Below are 23,381 nucleotides of genomic sequence, written 5' to 3' on the forward strand. Positions count from 1 at the left end.
AGCTGGGGCTATGCGGGGCCATGCTGTCGGCCGACGGCGGCCACCTGCTCGGCGACAGCCGCTACGCCGACGTGTACGAGGAGGCCCAGCGGCTGGACGTGATGCTCGGCATCCACGCCTCCGGCTCGCACCTGGGCGGCGCCGGGGTCGACCTGTTCCCGGCCTTCATCCAGGCCCACACCTGCTCGCACGCCTTCGGGCAGATGCGCCAGCTCACCTCGGTGATCTTCGAGGGCATTCCCGAGCGCTTCCCGCGGCTGCGCCTCGCGTTCCTGGAGGCGGGCTGCGGCTGGGCGCCCTACTGGATGGAGCGGATGGACGACGAGTACGCCAAGCGCGCGGCCGAGGCGCCCGCGCTCAAGCGCAAGCCGAGCGACTACGTGCGGGGCGGCAGCATCTTCTTCTCCTGCGAGGCCGACGAGTGGCTGCTGCCCCAGGCCCTGAAGCTGGTCGGGGAGAACCAGGTCGTCTACGCCTCCGACTTCCCGCACTGGGATCACAGCTATCCCGCGTCGCTCGACGAGATCCGCGAGCGCGGCGACATCAGCGACGGGCAGAAGCGCAAGCTGTTCGCCGACAACGCCCGGAGGCTCTACGGGCTCAAGGGGTGAATCGGACGCTCCGCCGGCCGTCGCGCTCATCGGCGCGCGCAAGCGCTACGGCCAGGTGGAGGCGCTGCGCGGCGTCGACCTCGCCATTCGCCCCGGCGAGGTGGTGGCGATGCTGGGGCCCAACGGGGCGGGCAAGACCACGTCGATCAGCCTGATGCTCGGACTGCGGCAGCCCACCGCGGGGGAGGCGCGGCTGTTCGGGCTGCCGCCCACCGACCGGCGCGCGCGGAGCCGCTGCGGGGTGATGCTGCAGGAGTCGGGCACCACCGCGGTGCTGACCGTGGCCGAGATCGTCGATCTCTTCCGCGCCTACTATCCGGCGCCGCTGCCCGTCGAGCGGGCCATCGCGATGGCCGGGCTCACCGAGCAGGCGGGCGCGCGGGTGGGCACGCTGTCGGGCGGGCAGCGCCAGCGGCTCTACTTCGCGCTCGCGATCTGCGGCGACCCCGAGATCCTCTTCCTCGACGAGCCCACCGTGGGCATGGACGTGGAGGCCCGCCGCGCGTTCGTGGCGAGCATCCAGACCCTGGCCGCCGCCGGCAAGACCATCGTGTTCACCAGCCACTACCTGCGCGAGGCCGAGGAGCTGGCCGGGCGCATCGTGGTGATCGACCGGGGCACCGTCATCGCCGACGCGAGCCCGCGGGAGCTGAAGGCGCGCGTGCCCGGCAAGAAGATCACGGTGGTCGCGGGCCGTCCGCTCGCCCGCGCCGACCTCGACGGCCTGCCTGCCAGCGTGATGAGCCTCGACGGCGACCGCGCGAGCCTGCTGAGCAACGAGCCGGCCGCGGTGCTGCGCGAGTTGTTCCGTCGCGGAGTGGACGTGGTGGATCTGGAGGTCAGCGGCGCGGACCTGGAGGAGGCCTTTCTCGCCCTGACCAGGCGCCCGGAGGTCGCGGGATGAGCGGAGGCGCCGTCACCCGCGGCGCGGCCGGGGCGCCGGGCGTGGCGCCGCTCGGCCGCATGCTGGTGCGCCAGACGTGGAGCGAGATGCGCATTCGCTGGCGCATCCCCGCCTTCAGCGTCACCATCGTCGCGCTCCCCGTCCTGTTCTTCACCTTCTTCGGCCTGCCCTACGTCAAGCAGACCATGGCCGGCGGCACCAGCCTGGGCGCGTACCTGCTCGGCTCGTTCGCGGCCTACAGCGTGGGCAGCGTGATGGTCTTCGGCTTCGGCATCGGGGTGGCCACCGAGCGGGCGCTGAAGGTCGACGTGCTGATGCGGGCGACGCCGCTGCCACCCATCATCGCGATCCTGGCCAAGGTGCTGAACGCGCAGGTCTACGCGCTGCTGTCGCTCGTGGTCCTCATCGCCTACGGCACGGTGGTGGGCGGCATCCGCCAGGATCCGCTGGTATGGCTCGACATGATCGCGCGGCTCCTGGTCGGCTCGGTGCCGTTCATCGCGCTGGGCTTCGCGATCGGCTACCTGTCCGGACCGAACGTGGCGCCCGCCGCCGCCAACCTCGTGTACCTGCCGCTGGCCTTCGCCTCGGGCCTCTTCCTGCCGCTCTCCCAGCTACCCGGCTTCGTGCAGCGCGTGGCGCCCTACCTGCCCGCCTATCACTACGGCCAGCTCGCCTGGAGCGCGGTCGGCGCCGCCTCCGAGCCCATGTCGACGGCCTTCGCGTGGCTCGCCGGCTACACCGTGCTCTTCCTCGCCATCGCCCTGCGCGCCTACCGCCGCGAAGAATCCCGCAAGTTCGGCTAGGCTGGGGTCAGGTCTTGCATTACGACATTTTCTTGCGCGAGGCGTCCGCCGCGCGTGGCGAAAATGTCGTAATGCAAGACCTGACCCCAGCTTGACCCCAGCTAGATCGTGACCTTCTTGTCGCGGAGGGTTCGGATCTCGGCGGGGGTATAGCCGAGGTCGGTGAGGACGATGTCGGTGTGCTCGCCGCGCAGCGGCGCGGCGCGGCGGACGCCGGGCGACATGCGGGAGAAGTGGAGCGGGGTGCCGACCACCGGGATCTCGCCGAGCGTCGGGTGCATCGCGCGCTGCACGATGCCGCGCTCCGCGGTCTGCGGATCGTTCATCACCTGGTCCACCGTGTTCACCGGCGTGGCCGGCACGTCGGCCTCCTCCAGGCGCTTGAGCAGCGACTCGCGATCGAGCGCGCCGATCGTTTGCTCGAGCAGGCTCTCCAGCTCGGCGCGGTGGGCCACACGTCCCTGGTTCTTCTCGAAGCGCGGATCGCCGGCCAGGTCTCCCCGATCCAGCGCCCTGGCCAGCTTCTGCCAGAAGCGGTCGTTGGCTGCCGCGATGAAGATCCACTGCCCATCGCGGCACTTGAAGTTGCGATAGGGCGAGAGCGACGGGTGCCCCGAGCCGAGCGCGCGCGGCAGGGCGCCGGTCAGCAGATAGCCCTCGGCGTGGAAGGCGAGCAGGCTCACCGCAGTCTCCAGCAGCGAGCCGTCGACGCGCTGGCCGAGGCCGGTGCGCTGCCGCTGGATGATCGCGTTGGAGACGCCGAACGCGCACAGGATGCCGGTGGTGAGGTCGAGGAACGAGACGCCCGCCCGGACCGGCTGGCCCCCCGGCTCGCCGGTGATGGACATGATGCCGCTGAAGGCTTGCATCAACGCCTCGTAGCCCGGGCTGTCCTTGCGCGGCCCGGTGCGGCCGAAGGCGGAGACCGAGCAGTAGATGAGCCGCGGGTTGATCGCGGACAGCACGTCGTAGCCGAGGCCGAACGACTCCATGGTCCCGGTCCGGAAGTTCTCGATGACCACGTCCGCGGTCTGCACCAGGCGCTTGACCACCTCCACCGCCTCCGGCGTCTTGAGGTCCAGCGCGATGCCGCGCTTGTTGCGGTTGAAGAGCAGATATGCGGCGGCCTCGCCGTCCTTGTGGGGTGGCCAGGTGCGCGACTCGTCGCCCGGCCCGGTGTCCTCCACCTTGATCACGTCCGCGCCCAGATCGGCGAGCAGCGCGCCGCACCACGGTCCGGCGATGACGCGGGAGAGGTCGATGACGCGGATGCCGTGCAGCGAGAGCGCGGGCTCGGAGGTGGTCGTCATGGCGCGTACTATACCGCCGTTGGCGGTGTATATTCATCCCCCGGAGGCGACGCCATGGAGCTCTACGACGTGATGACGACCACGTTCTCGTGCCGCGATTTCACCGACGAGCCGCTTTCCGACGAGACGCTGTTCCGGATTCTCGACCGTGCGCGCTTCGCGCCGAGCGGCGGCAACCGTCAGGGGTGGAAGGTGATCGTGGTGCGCGACCGTCAGAGCCGTGAGGGCCTCTCGCGGGCCGCCGCGCCCGCGGCCAAGCGCTACGCCGCTCAGGTGGCGGTGGGCGAGAGCCCCTGGAACACCATCGAGCGGACGAAGGTCGACGCGGCCATCATCGAGCGGACCCCGGCCCCCGCGCGCCTGACCGAGCCGGTGCTCAAGGCCCCGGTGGTGCTGGTGGTGGGGGTGGACCTGCGGCTGGTCGCCTCGATGGACGCCGATCTCGATCGGGTGGGCGTGATCAGCGGCGCCTCGATCTATCCGTTCGCCTGGAACATCCTGCTCGCGGCCCGCCAGGAAGGCTTCGCGGGCACCATCACCACGCTCGCCGCCGCGCAGGAGCCGGCGGTGCAGGCGCTGCTCGGCCTGCCCTCGCACGTCGCGCTGGCCGCGGTGATACCGCTCGGCCGTCCCGCGAAGGCGCTCACCCGGCTCAAGCGCAAGCCGGTGGAGGAGTTCGCGATGCTCGAGCGGTGGGGCGGGACGCCGCTGCGATCCCGCACCTAGCCAGCTCGGGGTGCCGGCGCCTGACCTAGCGTCCCCTCAACGCACCGCCGTCGGTCAGGAACTCCAGGATGCGCTCGCCGGTGATCTCGCCCGGGATCAGCACGTGGTCGGCCCCGGCCTGCAGCAGGTCGTGCGCGTCGGTCTTCTCCTCGCCGGTCATCACGATCACCGCGTGCGGGGACATCCGGCGCAGGTTGGCCACGAGACGCCGCGTGCTGATTCCCCGCAGGAACGTGTCGGAGATCGTGGTGACCACCAGGCGCGCGTCCTCGATTCCCAGGTGCTCCAGCGCGTCCGGGTTCGCGAGATCGGCGTACTCCCACCGGAAGCCGCGCGCCACCACCGCGTGCGCGCGGTGGGCGTCGTAGTCCACCAGCGTGATGCGCTTCTTCAGATCGGGGGCCTTGTCCTCCACCAGGTCGAGCACGGCCTGGGCGATGCGGAAGTGGCCCAGCAACACGATCTCCAGCGGAGCGTGGGCGCGGGCCCCGGGCCCGCCGGTGACCGGAACCGCCCGGCCGCGCTCGAACGGGCGCAGGAGCACCCGCGCGATCCGGTCGTTCCAGGTGATGACGTAGGGCGAGATGAGCGACGTGAGAATCATCGCGGTGAGCACCACCGCCCCCGTGCGCTCGGAGACGTGGCCGTAGCCCGCGCCCAGGGTCAGGATGACCAGCGAGAACTCGCTGATCTGGGCCAGGTTCAGCGAGGTGACCGCGCCCGCGTAGAGCCCGTCGCCCAGCAGGACCACCGTCGGCATCACCGCGATGAACCGGCTCACGAAGACGAAGGCCACGATCAGCAGCGCCTGCCCGAGCACGTCGCCGGTCGGGACCGGCACCTTCATGCCGAGGGCGACGAAGAACAGCGTGACGAAGAAGTCGCGCACGCCGGTCACCTTGGAGATGACGTCGGAGCCGTAGGGAAACGCCGAGATGCTCACCCCCGCGATCAGGGCGCCCATCTCTCGCGACAGGCCAAGCTGGTGGGCGACCGAGCTGATGCCGAAGCACCACGCCACCGACGAGATCAGCACCAGCTCTGGCCGGCTCGCCGAGACCTCCAGCAGCGGGGCGAGCACGAAGCGGCTGGCCAGGAAGGCCACCGCGACCAGCACCGCGCCGCCCACGATGGAGCCGGCGATGCGCAGCACCCCCGGGTCGTGGAGGCTCGGCTGGACGGCCATGAACACGATGGCCCAGATGTCCTGCACCACCAGCACGCCCAGCGTGAGCCGGCCGGAGAGGATCTTGAGCTCGAACTTCTCGCGCAGGAGCTTCACCACGATCAGGGTCGAGCTGAGCGAGATGACGATGGCGAGATAGACCAGATCGAAGTGGCCGCCCCCGACCCGGTAGCCGAGCCACCCGAAGAAGGCCAGGCCCAGCAGCGAGTTGATCACGAACTGCCCGACGCCCAGGCTCAGCATCGAGCCGCCCAGCCGCCGCAGCTCCCGGACGTCGATCTCGAGGCCGATGATGAACAGGAGGAAGATCAAGCCGATCTCCGCGATCAGCTCGATGTTCTCCGCGCTGGTGACGAGCCCGAGGCCCATCTGGGGGCTGAGCGCGACCCCGCCCGCGATGTAGCCGAGGAGCAGCGGCTGCCGGATCACCCGGGCCACGTGGCCCAGGATCGCGGCGAAGACGATGCCGAGGGCGATGTCACGCAGCAGGCCGACGTCGTGGACCACCGGTCGCGGGGGCCTCCGTCTTGGGATAGAATCGGTCGCCGTATCCTAACCAACTTTCCGATCCGGAGGAGGATCTCGTGCAGCAGCGCACCCTCGGCAAGAGCTCGCTGTCCGTCTCGGCCATCGGCCTCGGCTGCATGTCCATGTCCAACGTCTACGGCAAGGGCGACGAGGCGGAGTCCATCGCGGTCGTCCAACGCGCCCTGGATCTCGGGGTCAACTTCCTCGACTCCTCCGACGCCTACGGCTTCGGGCAGAACGAGGAGCTGCTCGCCAAGGCCCTGCGCGGCCGGCGGGAGCGCGCCGTCCTCGCCACCAAGTTCGGCAACCTGCGCAATCCGGACGGCACGCCCGGCGTCAACGGCCGCCCCGAGTACGTCGCGCAGGCGTGCGACGCAAGCCTGAAGCGCCTGGGGGTCGAGACGATCGACCTCTACTACCAGCACCGGGTGGATCCGAGCGTGCCCATCGAGGACACGGTCGGGGCGATGGGCCGGCTGGTCGAGAGCGGCAAGGTGCGCTTCCTCGGGCTCTCCGAGGCCGCCCCCGCCACCGTCCGGCGCGCCCACGCGGTGCATCCGATCGCCGCGCTGCAGTCCGAGTTCTCGCTGCTCTACCGGGTCGAGGCGGAGGAGACGCTGCCGACCCTCCGAGAGCTCGGCATCGGATTCGTGGCCTATTCGCCGCTCGGCCGCAGCCTGCTCACCGCGTCCACCAAGACCGCGGCGGACATCCCGGCCGACGACCGGCGCCGCGATCACCCGCGCTTCCACGGGGAAAACCTCCAGAAGAACCTCGACCTCGTGAAGCCGCTGCTCGACATGGCGCAGCAGAAGGGCTGCACCCCGGGTCAGCTCGCGCTGGCCTGGCTGCTCGCGCGTGGGCGCGACATCGTGCCGATCCCGGGCACGAAGCGGACGGCGCGCCTCGAGGAAAACGCGGCGGCCGCCGACGTGTCGCTCACCCCCGCCGAGGTCGCCGCGCTGCAAGACGCGGTGCCCGCGGGCGCCGCCGCCGGCCTCCGCTATCCGGCGGGCATGATGAAAGCGGTCTACATCTAGCCGGCCGCGCCGTGGGCGACTGGCTCGAGACCTATCGCGGGACGGTCTTCCGCTGGGAAGTGGATCACAACGACCACTTCACGGTGGCGTACTACTTCGCCCGCATCGCCGATGCGGGCCACAACCTGCTGGGGGCCCTCGGTCTTGCGCCCGCCGAGGCGCGCACCGTGGACTGCTTCGTCCGCTACCAGCGCGAGCTCCGCGTGGGCGACATCATGCACGTGGAGAGCGGCGTGATCGGCGCCGAGCCCGACGGCCTCGTGCTGGGCCACAAGCTCTTCGATACCGGCGAGGCCGTGCTCTGCACCACGGTGGAGCAGCGGGTCCGCCTGGCCGCGCCGCTCGATCCGGCGCGCCAGCGGCGAATCGACGAGCGGCGGGTGGCCTGGGACGGACCGGTCCGCGAGCGCCGGCCGCGGCCGGCGGATCCGCGGGGCCTTCGCGACAGCGCGCACGACACGGTCAGGCCGGTCGAGATCGACGTGACCGGCGGGGCCGCGCTCTCGCACTACATCCATCGCTTCTCGGCCGCCAATGGTCACGCCATCGCGGGCTTCGGCATGACGCCGCACTACATGCGCGCCGAGCAGCGCGGCTTCTCCACCTTCGAGTTCCAGCTCGAGCTGGGTGCGCCCCTGCGGGCCGGGGACTCGGTGCGGGTCCGCTCGGGCGTGCTGCACGTGGGCAATTCCTCGCTGCGCCTGCTCCACGTCATGACGCGGGAGCCGAGCGGCGAGATGGCGGCGACGCTCGAGCAATCCGGCGTGCACTTCGACCAGGAGGCGCGCCGCCCGGCCCCGCTGCCCGACGCCATGCGGCAGCGCGCGCGGGCTTTGCTCATCACGGAGGGCTGATGTCGCTGGCACTGGGCCTCTTCTCGATGACCTCGGGACCGTGCAGCCATCCCGACGGCGCCGCCCGGGTGGCCCGCGCGGCCGAGGCGAACGGCTTCGATTCGCTGTGGGGCGGCGAGCACGTCGTCCTGCCGGACCCGCGGGTGCCGCCGTCGCCGCTCGAGCCCGAGGATCGCATCACGGATCCGATCGTGGCGCTCGCCTTCCTCGCCGCCCACACCACCCGCATCCGGCTCGGCACCGGCATCATCATCCTGCCGCAGCGCAATCCGCTGGTGCTGGCCAAGCAGCTCGCCACCCTCGACGTGCTCTCGGGCGGCCGGCTCATCTTCGGCGTGGGGGTCGGCTATCTCGAGCCGGAGTTCCGCGCCCTCGGCATCCCGTTCGGAACGCGCGGCGCGGCCACCGACGAGTACCTGGCCGCGATCCGCGCGATCTGGACCCAGGCACGGCCCGGGCATCACGGCCGATTCGTCACGTTCTCGGGCGTGCAGGCTCATCCGCAGCCGGTCCAGAAGCCGCTGCCGCCCATCGTGATCGGCGGGCACACCGACGCGGCCTTTCGACGCGCGGTGGAGCAGGGACACGGCTGGTACGGATTCGCGCTGGATGAGGAGGGGACGCGCCGCTGTCTCGACGGCCTGAAGGCGGCCGCCGCGCGCTACGAGCGCCCGAGCGAGCTCGGGCCGCTCCAGATCAGCGTCACGCCGCGTCCCACGCGCTGCGGCGAGGCGATGGATCGCGCGAGCGCGGACCGGTTCGCCGCGCTGGGGGTGCACCGCCTCATCCTGATACCACCCCGCGCCCTCGACGCCTCGGGCCTCGAGCGCTTCGTGGAGAAGGCCGCGCGCGAGCTGCGCGGGCTGCTCTCATCGGCGGGCTAGTCCGCGCGCTCCGAGCGGCCCCACTCGATCGCAAAACCGACACCGGCCCAGCCGGGATTGTCGGGCTGGGCCGCCAGGCGGGAGCCCACCGGGGCATTCGGCACGCTGAATCCGGCGATGCCGGCGCGGCCGGTGCCGGTGTCGCGCGAGAGCGGGCCGAAGAAATTCGGACGATCCGGCAGCGACGGACGCTGCGGGTAGAGACCGCGCTCCGGCACGGCCGGCGCCACGCGTTCGCGCGCGGGCGGTGTCGACTTCAACTCCATCGACTGCGCGCGGGCGAGAGAAGGCACCGTGGCGGCGAGGACACAACCGCCGAGGATCGTTGCGGCCAATCGCGAACGGGCACGCATGGGGTCGTCCTCCTGACCCTGGAACGCACGCATGGGAGATGCCGGCTCGCGGATCCTGAAAACTGCTGCCTGCACAGATAGTTATCCACGACCAGCCCGGCGGATCCGTCCGGAACGGGAAGGATTGCCCAGGTAATTCTGCCCCTTCCCGGGGCCCGGCAAGACGCTTATCATGACGGCACTTCACCGCTCACTCCCGCGAAGGAGAAGGCCATGACCGCCATCACCCAGTCCGTCGATCTCGACCGCCGCGGCCGCGTGGCCGTGCTGACCGTGAACAACCCGCCGGTGAATGCGCTGAGCCAGCACGTACGCCAGGGCCTGCGTGATGGCCTCAAGCAGGCCGCCGCCGACGGCGGCGTCGCGGCGATCGTGATCACGTGCGCGGGGCGCACGTTTATCGCGGGCGCCGACATCACCGAGTTCGGCAAGCCGCCGAAGGAGCCGAGCCTCCACGAGGTGCTGGATCTGATCGAGAGCTCGCCCAAGCCGGTGGTGGCCGCGATCCACGGCACCGCGCTGGGCGGCGGGCTCGAGGTCACGCTGGCCTGTCACTACCGCGTCGGGGCGAAGACGGCGCGCTTCGGCCTGCCCGAGGTCAAGCTCGGGATCCTGCCCGGCGCGGGCGGCACCCAGCGGCTCCCGCGCGTGGTCGGCGTGCCCAAGGCCCTGTCCATGATCGTGAGCGGCGACCCGATCGGCGCGGACGAGGCGCTGAAGGCGGGCCTCATCGACGAGATCGTCGAGGGCGACCTCACCGCGGCGGCGGTGACCTTCGCCGAGAAGGTGGTCTCGGAGAAGCGGCCGCTCAAGAAGATCCGCGATCTCGACGAGAAGGTGGCGGCGGTGCGTGGCAAGCCCGAGATCTTCGCCGAGTTCCGCAAGTCGGTCGCGCGGCAGACGCGCGGCTTCCGCGCCCCCGAGAACTGCATCAAGGCGGTCGAGGCCGCGGTGAATCTGCCGTTCGACCAGGGCCTGAAGCGCGAGCGCGAGCTGTTCCAGGAGCTGATCACCTCGCCCGAGTCGAAGGCCCAGCGCTACTTCTTCTTCGCGGAGCGCGAGGCCGCCAAGATTCCCGACGTGCCGGCCGACACGAAGAGCCGCGACATCCGGAAGGCGGCGGTGCTCGGGGCCGGCACCATGGGCGGCGGCATCGCGATGAACTTCGCCAACGCGGGGATCCCGGTCACGGTGGTCGAGGTCGCCCAGGAGGCGCTCGATCGCGGCCTCGGGGTCGTGCGCAAGAACTACGAGGCCACCGCCTCCCGCGGGCGCCTCACCATGCCGGACGTCGAGAAGCGCATGGGGCTCATCTCCGGCACCACCGACTGGTCGAAGATCGCCGACGCCGACATCGTGGTGGAAGCGGTGTTCGAGGAGATGCCGATCAAGAAGGAGGTCTTCGCCAAGATCGACGGCATCTGCAAGCCGGGCGCGGTGCTGGCCACCAACACCTCCACGCTCGACGTGGACGAGATCGCCTCGGCGACCAAGCGACCCGAAGACGTCATCGGCATGCACTTCTTCAGCCCGGCCAACGTCATGCGCCTGCTCGAGGTCGTACGCGGGAAGAAGTCGGCCAAGGACGTGATCGCCACCGCCATGGGCGTGGGCCGTCGGATCGCCAAGGTGCCGGTGCTGGTCGGCGTCTGCTACGGCTTCGTGGGCAACCGCATGCTGCACCAGCGCGGACGCGAGGCCGAGAAGCTCATCCTCGAGGGCGCGCTGCCCCACGAGGTGGACCGAGTGCTCACCGACTTCGGTTTCCCGATGGGCCCCTTCGCGATGGGCGACCTCGCCGGCCTCGACGTGGGCTGGCGCATCCGCAAGGGCAAGGGCGTGAAGTCGGCGGTGGCCGACCGCATCTGCGAGCTCGGGCGGTTCGGCCAGAAGACCGGCGCCGGCTACTTCCGCTACGAGAAGGGCGATCGCACCCCGATCCCCGACCCCGACGTGGAGAAGATCATCGTCGAGGTCGCGAGCGAGCAAGGCATCCTCCGTCGCAAGATCGGCGAGGCCGAGATCCTGGCCCGCCTGCTCTACCCGATGGTCAACGAAGGCGCGAAGATCCTCGAGGAGAAGATCGCGATCCGCGCCAGCGACATCGACGTGATCTGGGTCTACGGCTACGGATGGCCGGTCTACCGCGGCGGCCCGATGTTCTGGGCCGATCAGGTCGGGCTCAAGACCATCCGCGACCGGATGAACGAGTGGCGTAAGACGCAGGGCGAGGAGTGGACGCCGGCCCCGCTGCTGGACCGCCTGGCCAGCGAAGGCAAGACCTTCACGGGAGCCTGAGCGTCGTGCGCGCGCTGGTGACGGGAGCGGCGAGCGGGATCGGTCGGGCGACCTGCCTGCGCCTGGCGCGCGACGCGCGGGCCCGGGGCGGCAAGGCGCAGATCGCAGCGGTGGACCTTTGGCCTTCTCCGGGGGGGCCCTCGGCCGCGCTCGAGGCACTGGTGGCCGAGCTGGGCAGCCTGGGCGCGGCCGCGCTGCCGCTCCACGGGGACATGGCCACCGTGGACGCGCCGGGGCGCGTGGTCGGCGAAGCGATCGCGCGCTTCGGTGGTCTCGACGGGCTCGTCAGCAACGCGGGCGTCAACCGGCCGGGGCCGCTGCTCACCTACGCGGTGGAGGACTGGGACCGGATGTTCGCGGTGAACACGCGCGCGACGTGGCTGCTCGCCCGAGCGGCCCACGACGCGCTCGCCGCCTCGAAGGGCGCGATCGTGGCGGTGGGCTCCATGTCGGGCAGCAACGCGCACGCCAACCTCGGGCCCTACGGCCCGAGCAAGGCCGCGGTGATCATGCTGGTCTCGGTGCTCGCGCAAGAATTCGGTCGCGACGGCATTCGCGTCAACAGCCTCTCGCCGGGCATGGTGCGCACCGGCATGACCGAGAAGGTCTACACCGATCAGTCGGTGGCGGCCGCGCGCGATGCCCTCGTGCCGATCGGCCGCGTGGCCACCCCGGAGGACATGGCCGACGTCATCGCGTTCCTGCTGGGACCCGATGCGCGCTACGTCAACGGCCACGATCTGATCGTCGACGGCGGCGTGACCGGCAATCTCCTGGGCCGGCTTCCGGGCATCGGTCAGATCACGCGCAGCTGAGCGGTGTCAGTCCGGTGACTTGAGTGACGGTCACCGAGCCGGAGATGCCGCGGCACCTGCACGACGTCACTCAACTACCCGTCGATAAAGGCCAAGTAGCTCGTCGCGCTTGGCACTCGCCTCGCATACTCCCGGGCACCCGGAGGTGCCCGAATGTACACCCGACTGGTCAACGTCTGGAATCACTATGTCGAGGCGGATCGCCGCCAGCTGCCGCTCTTTCCCGAGTGGGAGCGCGCGCAGTGGATGCAGCCGCTGCCGGCCATCGGCGCGGCGCTCGGTCTGGCCGTGCTCTTCGCGGTGTGGACACCGCCCGCCGACGTCGTCGTACGCGGCGCGGCGGTGAGCCGCTTGCCCGCCGAGGTCTCCGTCGAGGAGACCACCGCCCCCGAGTACGATCTGGCCGCGATCCCCGATCACATCAAGGCCGCGGCCACGCGCTACCGCCTCTCCGAGGCGCTGATCACCGCGGTCATCGCGGTCGAGTCGAACTTCGATCACGCCGCCGTCTCCCAGAAGGGCGCGCGCGGCCTCATGCAGCTGATGCCTCAGACCTCGGCCATGATCGGAGTCCGCGACCCGCACGACCCCGACGAGAACATCGACGCGGGCGCGAGCCATCTGCGCGCGATGCTCGACACCTTCAACAACGACCTGCCGCTCGCCCTGGCCGCCTACAACGCGGGCGAGCAGAACGTGCTCCGCTACAAGGGCATCCCGCCGTATCCGGAGACCCGCCGCTTCGTGGCCCGCGTGCTCCGCCGCATGGGAGACAAGCAGACCGCCGAACGGGTGCTGGCCAGGCCGGTGCCGGCTCCGCAGTGGATGTCGCGCATGCCCCGGCCGCAGCCGAAAGTGCAGATGGTGAGCACGCCGATCACGCGCCCGTTGATCGGGCGGCCCGAGCCATATCCGACGTTGGTGCCGATGCCCGCTCCGCGGACCGACCACGGTCCGCAGGTCCTGCTGCAGGAGGCCGACGCGCGCCCGAGCCCGCGGGCCCTGGCCCCCCCCGTGGCCGGCCCCGGCGCGGCGGACGCGGCGCCGGCTCCCGACCCGACCGCACCGATCGCGCAGTCGCCGTAGCCGCTTCCCCTTCCTCGCCTCCCGCCCGTCTCCTGCGCTACGATGGCGGCGCCGCCGCCATCGTGGCGGCCGCGCGAAAGGAGTGGGCATGAAATTCGGCGTCTTCTACGAGCATCAGCTCCCTCGTCCGTGGTCTCGAGGCAGTGAGCAGCAGCTGTTCCAGGACGCACTGGCGCAGGTGGAGCTGGCCGACCGTCTCGGCATCGACCATGCGTGGGAGGTCGAGCACCACTTCCTCGAGGAATACTCCCACTCGTCCGCGCCCGAGGTCTTCCTCGCCGCCGCCTCGCAGCGGACCCGCCGGATCCGGCTCGGCCACGGCATCGTGCTGATGCCGCCCGGCTACAACCATCCGGCGCGGGTGGCCGAGCGCCTGGCCACGCTCGATCTGGTCTCCAACGGCCGCGTCGACTGGGGCACCGGCGAGTCGGCCTCCCGGGCGGAGCTGGAAGGCTTCGGAGTCGATCCGGTGGAGCGGCGCGCGATGTGGCGAGAGACGACCGAGCAGGTCGCGAGCATGCTCGCGCTGGACCCCTATCCCGGCTTCCACGGCAAGTACTTCTCGATGCCGGTCCGCAACGTGGTGCCCAAGCCGGTGCAGCAGCCGCACCCGCCGCTCTGGGTGGCGTGCTCGAATCGAGAGACCATCCACCTGGCCGCGCAGCTCGGGATGGGCGCGCTCACCTTCGCGTTCATCGATCCCGCGGAGGCCAAGCACTGGGTCGACGACTACTACGAGACCTTCAAGCGCGAGTGCGTGCCGATCGGCCACGCGGTCAACCCGAACGTGGCCATGGTGACGGGCTTCTCGTGCCACCCGGATGGCGAAGAGGCGCGCCGGCGCGGCACCGAGGGTTTCCGCTTCTTCCAGTTCGCCCTCGGCCATCACTATGTGTTCGGCAAGCACCGGCCCGGCCGTACCGACATCTGGGACAAGTTCGAGCGGGTGCGGGCCGAGCTGGACCTCGACGTCCTGGGCGGCGGCACCGGCTGCATCGGCACGCCCGACGAGCTGCGCGCTTCGCTGCGCGCCTTCGAGGACTACGGGGTCGATCAGACCATCTTCATCCAGCAGGGCGGCCGGAACCGCCACGAGCACATCTGCGAGTCGCTCGAGCTGTTCGCCTCGTCGGTGATGCCGGAATTCCGGGCGCGCGAGGCGGCGCGGGCCACGGCCAAGGAGCGGGAGCTGGCGCCCTACGTGGCCGCCGCCTTCGAGCGGAAGCGCGCGGCGGTCGGGCTCGCCGAGGCCGACATCCCGACGTACGAGGCCTACGGGCTCACGGTCACCGAGCTGCCGGACCTGGACAAGATGCCGGAGGCGAACCGGCGACGGTTCCTGACCTTCGCGCGCATGCGGCAGATCATGGAGGATCGCTAGGCCACATGTCGGGCCCCGAGGCGGCCCCGCCTCTGGCCGGGCGCCTCCGGCGCGCCGGGGAGATGCTGATCGGTCTCTCGGGCTCGCCCCTCCCCACGCACGTCTTCCAGGCCCTCGCCGAGCAGGCGGACACCGTGGTGCCCCACGATTATCTGGCCATCTGCCTGGAGGACGCCGACCGGCAGGGCTATCTCGTCCACTCGCTGTCCGGCTACCTGGAGCGGCCGGTAGGCGGCCGACTGTTCTCGAAGGAGGAGGGCCTGCCCGGGCGCAGCCTCCGCACCGGGCGGGCCCACCTGGTCGGAGATCTCCACGCCATTCCCGACGCCGCCGACGATCTCGACGGCGTGCTCGCGCGGGCCGGGCTGCAGGCGGCGCTCACGGTGCCGCTCCGTCGCGGCATCCAGATCCTGGGGGCGCTCTTCTTCGCGCGCCGGAGCGCGCCGTACACCGTCGATGACCTCGAGGTCGCCTCGCTGGTGGCCGCGGGCGTGTCCGGCGCGCTCGAGACGTGCCGGGCCTACCAGGCGCTGGCCGACGAGCGCGGCACGCTCGCCGCGGTGCTGGCGAGCACCGCCGACGCGGTGGTGATGGTCAATCCCGACGGTGTCGTGCTGCTGGCCAACCCGGCGGTGCGGGCCATGCTGGGCGTGGCCCCCGAGCGGATCACCGGACGGCCGCTGGACGACGCGATCGCCCACGAGCCGCTCCGCCGACTCTTCGAGACCGGCCGGCCGGGCATCGCGGAGCTGCCGCTCCCCGACGGGCGGACCGCCCAGGCCAGCCTCGTCTCGGTGAGCACCGAGTACGGCGAGCCGGTGGGCCTCGCCGCGATCCTGCGCGACATCACCCTCCTCAAGAGCCTCGAGCAGATGAAGAACGACTTCGTCAACACGGTGTCGCACGATCTCAAGAGCCCGATCATGGCGATCTCGATGACCGCCGAGCTGCTGCTGAAGGCCGCGCCCGCCGCGGACCCGGGCCACCGCGAGCGCTGCGAGCGGATCCTGCGCAGCTCGAAGCAGATGACCGAGCTGGTCACCGACCTGCTCGACCTCGGCAAGATCGAGGCGGGGTTGGACGTCGCCACCGAGCGTGTCGACCTGGCGCCGCTCATCGAGGAGACGGTCGCCGGATCGCGCGCGCTGGCCGAGAGCAAGCGCGTCACCATCGCGGCGACCGCGCCGCCCGAGGCCGCGGTGCTCGGGACGCGGGCCCGCCTGGCGCAGGTGCTGGTGAACCTCGTCGGCAACGCGGTCAAGTACAGCCGGAGCGGCGGGCGGGTGCGGGTCACCGTCGAGCCCGCGCCATCCGGAGGGCCGGTGCGCATCGAGGTGTGCGACGACGGCATCGGCATCCCGGCGCGCGATCTGCCGCACGTCTTCGACAAGTTCTACCGGGTGCGCAACGACTCCACCGCCGGGATCGCGGGAACCGGGCTCGGGCTCGCCATCACCCGCAGCATCGTCGATGCCCACGGCGGGCGCATCGGCGTGAACAGCACCGAAGGCGCGGGCAGCACCTTCTGGGTCGAGCTGCCGGCCGCGCCGGCCGGGCCGCGGCCCTGAGGCTGTCTCAGCCTTCCTTCTTCACCTCGTTGAAGACGTCGCGGGCGCAGATCAGCGCCTCGCGGATCATCGGCACGCCCACGTAGCCCGACATGTGGATGAGCACCTCGATCAGCTCCTGCTCGGTCCATCCCTGGCGCAGCGCCATCCGCAGGTGGATGCGCAGCTCGGGCTCCCGGCCGGTGGCCGCGTCGGAGACGACGCACACCAGCGTGCGCGTCTTGAGGTCGAGCCCGGGACGGCTCCAGAGCGCGCCGAACACGTTCTCGGTGGCGACGTCGATGAACGTGCGCATGATCGGGTCCTGGTAGGTCGTGGCGTTCACCCGCTCCACGTACTTGTCGCCCAGCAGCTGGCGACGGATCTCGTTGCCCTTCCGGTGCCGCTCGCTCTCGGGCATGGTCCTCTCCTCTCGAAGTGGGGACGCGCTACCGGCGCGCGCCGGGGCCGAAGAACCCGCCCTTGGGCCGGCCGTGGGCGTGGTAGTGGTCGGGGATGTTGCGCATGTGGTCGTCGATGTAGCACTCGCCGCCCAGCTCCCGGGTGGCGATCTCGCGCAGACGCGCGTGCATGTGCTCCAGATGCTCGAGGGGCGGCTCGGTGCCGTGATACCGCCAGACCACCATGGGCACCGCGCAGATCTCACATTCGGCGATCCAGCAGATGTCGTCCTCGTGATACCAGGGCGTGATGCGAGCGGCCCGGCAGAGATCGCACCCGCTGATGCGAGTGTAGGGGGACGGGTCTCCTAGCCCCACAGGGCGCGCATGACGTGCGTCGCCACGCGACGGTTGTGGTCCCGGACGAGCCGGGGAAGGCGGAAGATGTCCGCCACCCACCAGGCGGCCAGCCCGCCCAGGGTGAGCCAGAACAGCACCTGCAGGCCGCGCTTGCGCAGGTACAGATAGTGCCAGCCGAGCGGCAGGAAGCAGGCCGCGACGAGCGGGGACTTGGCCTGGGCGCGATAGCGCCACAGGAAGGCGCGCTGCTGGTCCGGAGTCAGGTAGGCGAGCTGCTCGCGCACTGTTCGCGACAGGGACGACGCGACGCGCGACGGGATCGCGAGGCTCCGGTCGCTCCGGGTCTCCGGCATGCGACGGGCGCTCACACGCTCGGGTGGGGGCGCCGGCTTGCGGAAGACCGACCCTTCTCGATCCGGCTGCATCGGGATCATGACGATCCTCCCGAGAGGCCGGGGGGGAGCAAGAACAGCGCCAGAGGGCCGGGTGAGACTGGACGTGAGTTTAGGCGCGCGACGCCGATCGACGCTTTTCACGTGTCACTCCGGTCGTCCACGGGAGGACGGTTGCAAGAAAGTTGTCAGCTCTGCAGGCCAGGCCATACCACCATGCCCGTGCCCGAGCGCCACGCCACCGCCGGCATGTAGGCCAGCACTTCCGCGGGCCCGCGCGTGAACGCGAGCGCGAGCACCCACGCGAGCAATTCGGCGGTGCCGCCCGAGCCCGCGTCCTCCATGCGCTCGAGCGTGCATTCCCGCAGCAGCGCGGCGTGGTCGCCGTGCTTCAGCAGGTCCAGGAACCAGCGGTCGAACGCTTCGTCGACCGAGAAGTAGCGGGGCCCGCCCGGCTCGTGAGAGAGGCCGCCGGTCGCGATGACCGCCACGCGCTCCGAACCGGGATAGGCCAGCAGCATCTCGCGGAGCGTCGTGCCCACCTGGTAGGCGCGCTCCGGCGTGGGGATCGGCGGCACCGTGCAGTTCATGGTCACCGGCACCAGCGGGATGGCCCCCTCCGGATTCAGGTAGTGCATGGGCACCGACACCCCGTCGTCGAACTGCATCTCGCGCAGGTAGGCGAAGGCGAGCCGACGGCGGGCCCCTTCGTTGACCAGATAGCGCGCGATCGCGGGATGCCCGGGGATCCGGTATTTCTCCAGGGCGAGCCACTCGTCGTACCAGTCGGCCGGCCCCACGTGCTCGGCCCCGATGCCGACCGTATACTCGGGCGTGTTGTTGATCGGCCAGTTCAGCAGGTGATCGTTGCTGAACAGCACGATCACGTCCGGCCGCGCCGCGCGCAGCCGCTCTCGCATCTCGTCGAGGGCCCGCCGCGCCTCGCGGCGCTGATCCTCGGGCGCGCGATCGAACCACCCGGTGAGCCCGGGCGAGTGGGTCAGCGCCATCGCGGCCACCACGCGGGCCATGGCTCAGGCCTTCTCCCGCGCGGGCCGCGCCTGGGCGCGCTCGGCCGCCGCGGCTTCCTCGGGATAGGCGCGCTTGTAGGCCTCGAGCGCGGGATGGCTGTTGCTGTTGGCGGAGGCCCCGTAGAAGAGGCGCAGGATCTGGGGGATGTAGTACTGGTGCACGCCCATGTCGTTGAGCCGGCGCACGTCCTTGTCGCGGACGGCCTCGTACTCCTCGCGGCTCAGTCCGAACTCGCGGGCGATCCCTTCCAGGTCGTGGTTCCAGCGCTCGCGCAGGGCGGCGTCGCGCCGGACGTAGTAGATCATCTCGTTCACCGGCAGGGTCTTGTCGCAGCGTTCCACGTTACCCATCGCGCAACACCTTGGGATTGATCTTGAGGAACATGATCACGCAGCGGTCCGGCCCCAGGTTGCGCACGTCGTGCAGGACCTTCTGCGGAAACTTCACGATGGAGCCGGCGTCCACCACGACCTCCTCGCCGTCGATGTTCATGTGGGCGCGGCCCTCCAGCACGTAGATCGCCTCCTCCTCCTTCGGATGCTGGTGCATCACGGTGGACTGCCCCGGCTCGTAGCAGGCGATCTCCGACCAGAGCTGGTCGGTCTTGAAGAGCATCCTGCGCACGCGCTTGTCGGGCGCGAAGTCCTTCAGCGCGTGCAGGTCGAAGACCTGCGCGACTCCGGTGGCCCGCGGCGTCGCCGTCTCGTCCATTCGGCCGCATCATATCGCCGTCGTCGGCACTGCGCCAGACCGCCGCCGCGTCTCCATCGCGCCGGCGGGAACTTCGGCGTTGACATCGTGGAGGGCGTTCAGTAGAAAGAGCCGACGGCCGTGCCACAGCCCCCCGCCTCGCCTCCGTCGGTTGCCCGGCGCTTCGCGCGATTCGTCTCCGGCCTCCGGCTGGACGACGTTCCCCCCGCGGTCGGCGCCCGCGCCACGCTGCTGGCCCTGGATACCCTCGGCAGCAGCCTGGCTTCCTCCGGCCAGGACTTCGGCCGCGCGGTGACGCAGGCCGCGGAGCGGCTCGGCGGCCCGCCGGAGAGCACGCTGATCGGCACCACGCAGCGAGTCGGCGCGGCCGTCGCGGTGCTGGCCAACGGCACGCTCGCGCACGGGCTCGACTTCGACGACACCCGCGAGGACGCCATCGTCCATACCGGCTGCGTGGCGGTGACCACCGCGCTGGCGGTCGGCGAGGCGGTCGAGGCCTCCGGCCGCGAGGTCCTGGAGGCCATGATCGCGAGCGTGGAGGTCATGTGCCGGGTCGGCCTCGCGGTGCCGGGCCGCTTCCACGCGCGTCACTATCACCCGACCGCGCTCACCGGCGGCTTCGCGGCGGCCGCGGCGGCGGGCCGGCTCTACCGGCTGACCCAGGACCAGCAGGTCGCCGCCTTCGGGATCTGCGGCAGCCAGGCCGCCGGCATCATCGAGTACCTGGCCGACGGCTCGTGGACCAAGCGCCTGCACCCGGGCTGGGCTGCCCACGCCGGCGTGACCGCGGCGCTCCTCGCGCGCGCCGGCTTCACCGGACCGGAGACCGTCTTCGAGGGCGAGCACGGCTTCTACGCCGCCTTCGCGGGCGGCCACGAGCCGGCCCGCCTCGAGGCGCTCCTCGCGAGCCTCGGCTCGACGTGGGAGCTGTCGGCGCTCACCTTCAAGCCCTATCCCTGCGGCTCGATCGCGCATCCCTACATGGATTGCGCGCTGCGGCTTCGCGAGCGGCACGCGCTCCGACCCGAGCAGATCGCCGAGGTGCGCTGCCGGACCGCCGCGGGGCCGATCCCGCGGCTGTGGGAGCCGCTGGCCGCCAAGCACCGTCCGCCCAACGGTTACGCCGCGAAGTTCAGCCTGCCCTACCTGCTCGCGTGCATCCTCGTGAACGGACGGGCCGCGCTGGCCGACTTCACCGACGAGGCCTCGCAGGACGAGGCCCGGCGCCGCGTGGCGGCACGGGTGTTCTACGACGTCGATCCGACCATCGACTATCCCCGTCACTTCATCGGCCACGTGGCGGTGCGGCTGACCGACGGCCGGCTGCTCGAAGAGCGGCAGGATCACCCGCGCGGCGGGCCCGACTTCCCCATGACCCGCGAGGAGCTGGTGGCCAAATTCCGCGACAACGCGGCGCTGGCCATTCCCGAGGCGCAGGCCGCCCGCGCGGTCGCACTGGCGGACGCGCTCGCCGCGCAGCCGGGGGTCGGCCCGCTGATGGACGCGCTCACCGCGTGACCCGACCGACCCCCAGGAGATCTCGATGACTCATCGCCGGCTCGTCATGGCCTCGCTACTGCTCGCGCTCGTCTCCTCGGCCGCGGCCGCCGCCGCGCAGGACGCCCGGCTGGAGGCGGCCAAGAAGGAGGGCAAGGTCGTCTGGTACACCTCGCTCGCGCTCTCGAGCTCGGAGAAGGTGGCCAAGCTGTTCGAGACCGCGTATCCCGGCGTGAAGGTCGAGGTCCAGCGCACCGGGTCGCAGCGGATCCTGCAGCGCATGATGCAGGAGCTGGCCTCCAACATCCGCAACGTGGACGTGGTGCACACCTCGGACGCCGGCCACTACGTGCTGCTGAAGGAGAAGAAGCTGCTGATGCAGTACGCCCCCGCCGGCGTCGAGGCCTTCGGCGCCGGCTTCAAGGACCGCGACGGCTACCACTTCGGGCTGCGCGCCACCGTGAACGTCATCGCCTACAACACCAAGGCGGTGCCGGCCGCGGAGGCCCCGCGCACCTGGAAGGACCTGCTCGATCCCAAGTGGCGCGGCAAGCTCGTCACCGCGCACCCGGGCTACAGCGGCGTGATCGCCACCCACGTGCTGGCCCTGGTGCACCTGCACGGGTGGGACTACTTCAAGGCGCTCGCCCTGAACAAGCCGATGCTCGTGCAGTCGGCGGTGGATCCCTCCGGGGTGGTCGCCTCGGGCGAGCGGCCGGTCGCGGTGGACGGCGGCGACTACACGTTCTACCAGGCCAAGAAGAAGGGCAATCCGGTGGAGATCGTGTATCCCAAGGAGGGCGTGCCTCTCGTGGTGTCCCCCAGCGCGATCACCAGCTTCGCGCCCCATCCGAACGCGGCCAAGCTCTTCACCGACTTCATCTTCAGCCGCGATATGCAGCAGGTGCTGGCCGACACCGAGGGCCTCTACTCCGGCCACCCGCAGGTGACGTATCCCGCCGACAAGCCGCGGATGTCCGACCTCAAGCTCCTGCCGGTGGATGCGGAGGAGCTCGAGAAGCGGAACGAGGAGATCAAGACGCGCTTCGTCGAGTTCTTCGGGGCCTAGCGCGCCGCTCATGGCCGACGCGGCGAGCGTGGTCCGTCCCCGTCGCTGGGACGGCCTCGACCGCGCCGCGCCGATCTGGCTCCTCGCGGCCGCCGCGCTGCTCCTGCTGATCCTGCTACCGCTCGGCTGGCTCGCCTACATGAGCGTGCGCGCCGAGCACGGCGTCACCCTCGCCCACTACGCGCGGGTATTCTCCGACCCGCCCCTGCAGAAGGCGCTCTGGAACACGCTGGTGCTCGCCGCGTGGTCGGGCGTGGTCTCGCTCGCCATCGGCACGCCGCTGGCCTGGCTCACCGCGCGGACCGATCTGCCGTGGCGCCGCACCATCCAGCACCTGATCATGGCCTCGTTCGTGACCCCGCCGTTCCTCGGGGCCTTCGCGTGGGTCATGCTCGCCGGACCCAACGCGGGCTATCTGAACCGCCTGTACCGCGGCCTCACCGGCGCCGACGATCCCCTGGTCAACATCTTCACGATGCCCGGGCTGATCTTCGTGGTGGCGATCTACACCTTCCCGTACGTGTACATCATGATCGCCAACACCCTCGGCCTGATCGCCTCCGATCTGGAGGACGCCGCCGCGATCCACGGGGCCGGGCGCTTCCAGGTCGCCTGGACGATCACGCTGCCGATGGTGCTGCCCGCCATTCTGAGCGGCTTCATCCTGGCCGTGCTGCAGGCGCTCGCCCTCTTCGGCTCGCCCGCGATCCTGGCCCTGCCCGCCGGCTTCCACACCGTGACCACTCAGCTGTGGGCGTTCTTCCAGTACCCGCCGCGCGTCGAGATGGCGGCCGCGTTCTCGATCCCGCTGCTGCTGGCCACCGCGCTCCTCCTGCTCGCGCAGAAGCGGCTGCTCGGGCGGCGCGGCTACGCCGCGGTGGGTGGCAAGGGCGCCCAGCGGCGCGTGATCCGGCTCGGACGCTGGCGCGGGCCCGCGCTGCTCGCCTGCCTCGCGGTGCTCGCCGGCGCGGTCTTCCTGCCCTACGGCATCCTGCTCAAGGCTGCCTTCTCGCGCGCGTGGGCCCAGCCGCTCACCGTCGACAACTTCTCGCTGGAGAACTGGTCGTTCACCTTCCTGAACCGCGCCACCCAATCGGCCATCGTCAACACCATCGAGCTGGGCGTGCTCACCGCCTGCGTGGGGGCCGGGCTCGCCACCCTCCTCGCGTACGTCACCAACCGCCGGCTGGTGCGGGGCCATCAGGTGCTCGGCTTCCTCGCGGTGGCCCCGGTGGTGATCCCGGGGGTGGTGCTGGCGGTGGCGTTGTTCGTGGCCTACACGCGGCCGCCTTTCCTGCTCTACGGCACGCTCTGGATCCTGTTCCTGGCCTATCTCACCAAGGAGATGCCGGTCGGCTACTCGCAGTCCGACGCCACGCTGCGCGGCATCCACCCCGAGCTGGAGGAGGCGGGCCGCATCCTGGGCGCCGGCCGCTTCCGCGTGCTGCGCGAGATCACCGCCCCGCTGGCCCGGAGCGGCATCATCGCCACGTGGTGCTTCGTGTTCATCGGGGTCATCCGCGAGCTGTCGGCCTCCATCATCCTGTTCAGCCCGAACACCAAGGTCATGTCGGTGGTGATCTTCGACCT

Annotated in this window: 24 protein-coding genes; 15 read left to right on the forward strand and 9 right to left on the reverse strand. The window is 70.8% G+C overall.

What is annotated here, in order from left to right:
- The 3 genes from VKN16_01245 to VKN16_01255 form a co-directional block, all read left to right on the forward strand.
- The coding region (locus VKN16_01245; GenBank protein ID HME92825.1) for an amidohydrolase family protein at nucleotides 1–611 on the forward strand (611 nt) is incomplete at its 5' end.
- 55 nt (nucleotides 612–666) lie between these two features.
- Entirely contained in the window at nucleotides 667–1,515 is an 849-nt protein-coding gene (locus tag VKN16_01250) for an ABC transporter ATP-binding protein (protein ID HME92826.1), read from the forward strand.
- On the forward strand, nucleotides 1,512–2,321 hold the full coding sequence (locus tag VKN16_01255) for an ABC transporter permease (GenBank protein HME92827.1): 810 nt from the start codon (nucleotides 1,512–1,514) through the stop codon (nucleotides 2,319–2,321). The genes VKN16_01250 and VKN16_01255 overlap by 4 nt, the downstream gene beginning before the upstream one ends.
- Before the next feature lie 101 nt (nucleotides 2,322–2,422).
- On the opposite strand, the gene VKN16_01260 is transcribed toward VKN16_01255, so the two are convergent.
- Complete coding sequence (locus VKN16_01260; protein HME92828.1) at nucleotides 2,423–3,631, reverse strand: CoA transferase; 1,209 nt, start codon at nucleotides 3,629–3,631, stop codon at nucleotides 2,423–2,425.
- A gap of 54 nt (nucleotides 3,632–3,685) precedes the next feature.
- On the opposite strand from VKN16_01260, the gene VKN16_01265 reads away from it, so the two are divergent.
- On the forward strand, nucleotides 3,686–4,357 hold the full coding sequence (locus tag VKN16_01265) for a nitroreductase family protein (protein HME92829.1): 672 nt from the start codon (nucleotides 3,686–3,688) through the stop codon (nucleotides 4,355–4,357).
- 25 nt (nucleotides 4,358–4,382) lie between these two features.
- Here the strand turns inward: VKN16_01265 and VKN16_01270 are convergent, their stop codons facing one another.
- Nucleotides 4,383–6,050 carry a cation:proton antiporter gene (locus tag VKN16_01270; GenBank protein HME92830.1) on the reverse strand — a complete coding sequence of 556 codons (1,668 nt, stop codon included), beginning with the start codon at nucleotides 6,048–6,050 and terminating at the stop codon, nucleotides 4,383–4,385.
- 77 nt (nucleotides 6,051–6,127) lie between these two features.
- Between VKN16_01270 and VKN16_01275 the strand changes: the two genes are divergently transcribed.
- From VKN16_01275 to VKN16_01285, 3 genes are read left to right on the forward strand one after another with little or no spacing between them, the layout of a single operon-like run.
- Nucleotides 6,128–7,111, forward strand: a complete 984-nt coding sequence (locus VKN16_01275) for an aldo/keto reductase (protein ID HME92831.1) — start codon at nucleotides 6,128–6,130, stop codon at nucleotides 7,109–7,111.
- Between the two features lie 11 nt (nucleotides 7,112–7,122).
- Nucleotides 7,123–7,965 carry a thioesterase family protein gene (locus VKN16_01280; protein HME92832.1) on the forward strand — a complete coding sequence of 281 codons (843 nt, stop codon included), beginning with the start codon at nucleotides 7,123–7,125 and terminating at the stop codon, nucleotides 7,963–7,965.
- Complete coding sequence (locus tag VKN16_01285) at nucleotides 7,965–8,849, forward strand: LLM class F420-dependent oxidoreductase (GenBank protein ID HME92833.1); 885 nt, start codon at nucleotides 7,965–7,967, stop codon at nucleotides 8,847–8,849. The genes VKN16_01280 and VKN16_01285 overlap by 1 nt, the downstream gene beginning before the upstream one ends.
- Here the strand turns inward: VKN16_01285 and VKN16_01290 are convergent.
- Nucleotides 8,846–9,235 carry a hypothetical protein gene (locus VKN16_01290; protein HME92834.1) on the reverse strand — a complete coding sequence of 130 codons (390 nt, stop codon included), beginning with the start codon at nucleotides 9,233–9,235 and terminating at the stop codon, nucleotides 8,846–8,848. The genes VKN16_01285 and VKN16_01290 overlap by 4 nt on opposite strands.
- 189 nt (nucleotides 9,236–9,424) lie before the next feature.
- Between VKN16_01290 and VKN16_01295 the strand changes: the two genes are divergently transcribed.
- The 5 genes from VKN16_01295 (at nucleotide 9,425) to VKN16_01315 (ending at nucleotide 16,350) form a co-directional block, all read left to right on the forward strand.
- Nucleotides 9,425–11,500 carry a 3-hydroxyacyl-CoA dehydrogenase NAD-binding domain-containing protein gene (locus VKN16_01295; GenBank protein ID HME92835.1) on the forward strand — a complete coding sequence of 692 codons (2,076 nt, stop codon included), beginning with the start codon at nucleotides 9,425–9,427 and terminating at the stop codon, nucleotides 11,498–11,500.
- Nucleotides 11,501–11,505: 5 nt separating this feature from the next.
- Nucleotides 11,506–12,315 carry an SDR family oxidoreductase gene (locus tag VKN16_01300; protein HME92836.1) on the forward strand — a complete coding sequence of 270 codons (810 nt, stop codon included), beginning with the start codon at nucleotides 11,506–11,508 and terminating at the stop codon, nucleotides 12,313–12,315.
- A 153-nt stretch (nucleotides 12,316–12,468) separates the two neighbouring features.
- On the forward strand, nucleotides 12,469–13,401 hold the full coding sequence (locus VKN16_01305) for a lytic transglycosylase domain-containing protein (GenBank protein ID HME92837.1): 933 nt from the start codon (nucleotides 12,469–12,471) through the stop codon (nucleotides 13,399–13,401).
- Nucleotides 13,402–13,489: 88 nt separating this feature from the next.
- Nucleotides 13,490–14,782 carry an LLM class flavin-dependent oxidoreductase gene (locus VKN16_01310; GenBank protein HME92838.1) on the forward strand — a complete coding sequence of 431 codons (1,293 nt, stop codon included), beginning with the start codon at nucleotides 13,490–13,492 and terminating at the stop codon, nucleotides 14,780–14,782.
- 5 nt (nucleotides 14,783–14,787) lie between these two features.
- Nucleotides 14,788–16,350, forward strand: coding sequence for an ATP-binding protein (locus VKN16_01315; protein ID HME92839.1), 1,563 nt, complete (start codon nucleotides 14,788–14,790; stop codon nucleotides 16,348–16,350).
- Nucleotides 16,351–16,357: 7 nt separating this feature from the next.
- Here the strand turns inward: VKN16_01315 and VKN16_01320 are convergent, their stop codons facing one another.
- The 6 genes from VKN16_01320 to VKN16_01345 form a co-directional block, all read right to left on the reverse strand.
- Nucleotides 16,358–16,750: a carboxymuconolactone decarboxylase family protein gene (locus tag VKN16_01320; GenBank protein HME92840.1), complete on the reverse strand. Its 393-nt coding sequence runs from the start codon at nucleotides 16,748–16,750 to the stop codon at nucleotides 16,358–16,360.
- Between the two features lie 28 nt (nucleotides 16,751–16,778).
- Nucleotides 16,779–17,108 (reverse strand): hypothetical protein, encoded by a 330-nt coding sequence (locus VKN16_01325; GenBank protein HME92841.1) that lies wholly within the window; start codon nucleotides 17,106–17,108, stop codon nucleotides 16,779–16,781.
- Nucleotides 17,099–17,524, reverse strand: a complete 426-nt coding sequence (locus tag VKN16_01330; protein ID HME92842.1) for a TM2 domain-containing protein — start codon at nucleotides 17,522–17,524, stop codon at nucleotides 17,099–17,101. The genes VKN16_01325 and VKN16_01330 overlap by 10 nt, the downstream gene beginning before the upstream one ends.
- Before the next feature lie 146 nt (nucleotides 17,525–17,670).
- Nucleotides 17,671–18,513: a hypothetical protein gene (locus tag VKN16_01335; GenBank protein ID HME92843.1), complete on the reverse strand. Its 843-nt coding sequence runs from the start codon at nucleotides 18,511–18,513 to the stop codon at nucleotides 17,671–17,673.
- A gap of 3 nt (nucleotides 18,514–18,516) precedes the next feature.
- Nucleotides 18,517–18,855, reverse strand: a complete 339-nt coding sequence (locus VKN16_01340; protein ID HME92844.1) for a hypothetical protein — start codon at nucleotides 18,853–18,855, stop codon at nucleotides 18,517–18,519.
- Nucleotide 18,856: 1 nt separating this feature from the next.
- Nucleotides 18,857–19,225, reverse strand: coding sequence for a cupin domain-containing protein (locus VKN16_01345; GenBank protein ID HME92845.1), 369 nt, complete (start codon nucleotides 19,223–19,225; stop codon nucleotides 18,857–18,859).
- A 120-nt stretch (nucleotides 19,226–19,345) separates the two neighbouring features.
- Here VKN16_01345 and VKN16_01350 point away from each other — a divergent pair, with 120 nt between their 5' ends.
- From VKN16_01350 to VKN16_01360, 3 genes are all read left to right on the forward strand, one after another.
- Complete coding sequence (locus VKN16_01350) at nucleotides 19,346–20,743, forward strand: MmgE/PrpD family protein (protein ID HME92846.1); 1,398 nt, start codon at nucleotides 19,346–19,348, stop codon at nucleotides 20,741–20,743.
- A 25-nt stretch (nucleotides 20,744–20,768) separates the two neighbouring features.
- Nucleotides 20,769–21,791 carry an extracellular solute-binding protein gene (locus VKN16_01355; protein ID HME92847.1) on the forward strand — a complete coding sequence of 341 codons (1,023 nt, stop codon included), beginning with the start codon at nucleotides 20,769–20,771 and terminating at the stop codon, nucleotides 21,789–21,791.
- A 10-nt stretch (nucleotides 21,792–21,801) separates the two neighbouring features.
- Nucleotides 21,802–23,381: iron ABC transporter permease (locus VKN16_01360; GenBank protein HME92848.1), on the forward strand; the 1,580-nt coding region annotated here is incomplete at its 3' end.

The sequence above is a fragment of the Candidatus Methylomirabilota bacterium genome (genome assembly GCA_035315345.1).
Classification (GTDB): Bacteria; Methylomirabilota; Methylomirabilia; order Rokubacteriales; family CSP1-6; genus CAMLFJ01.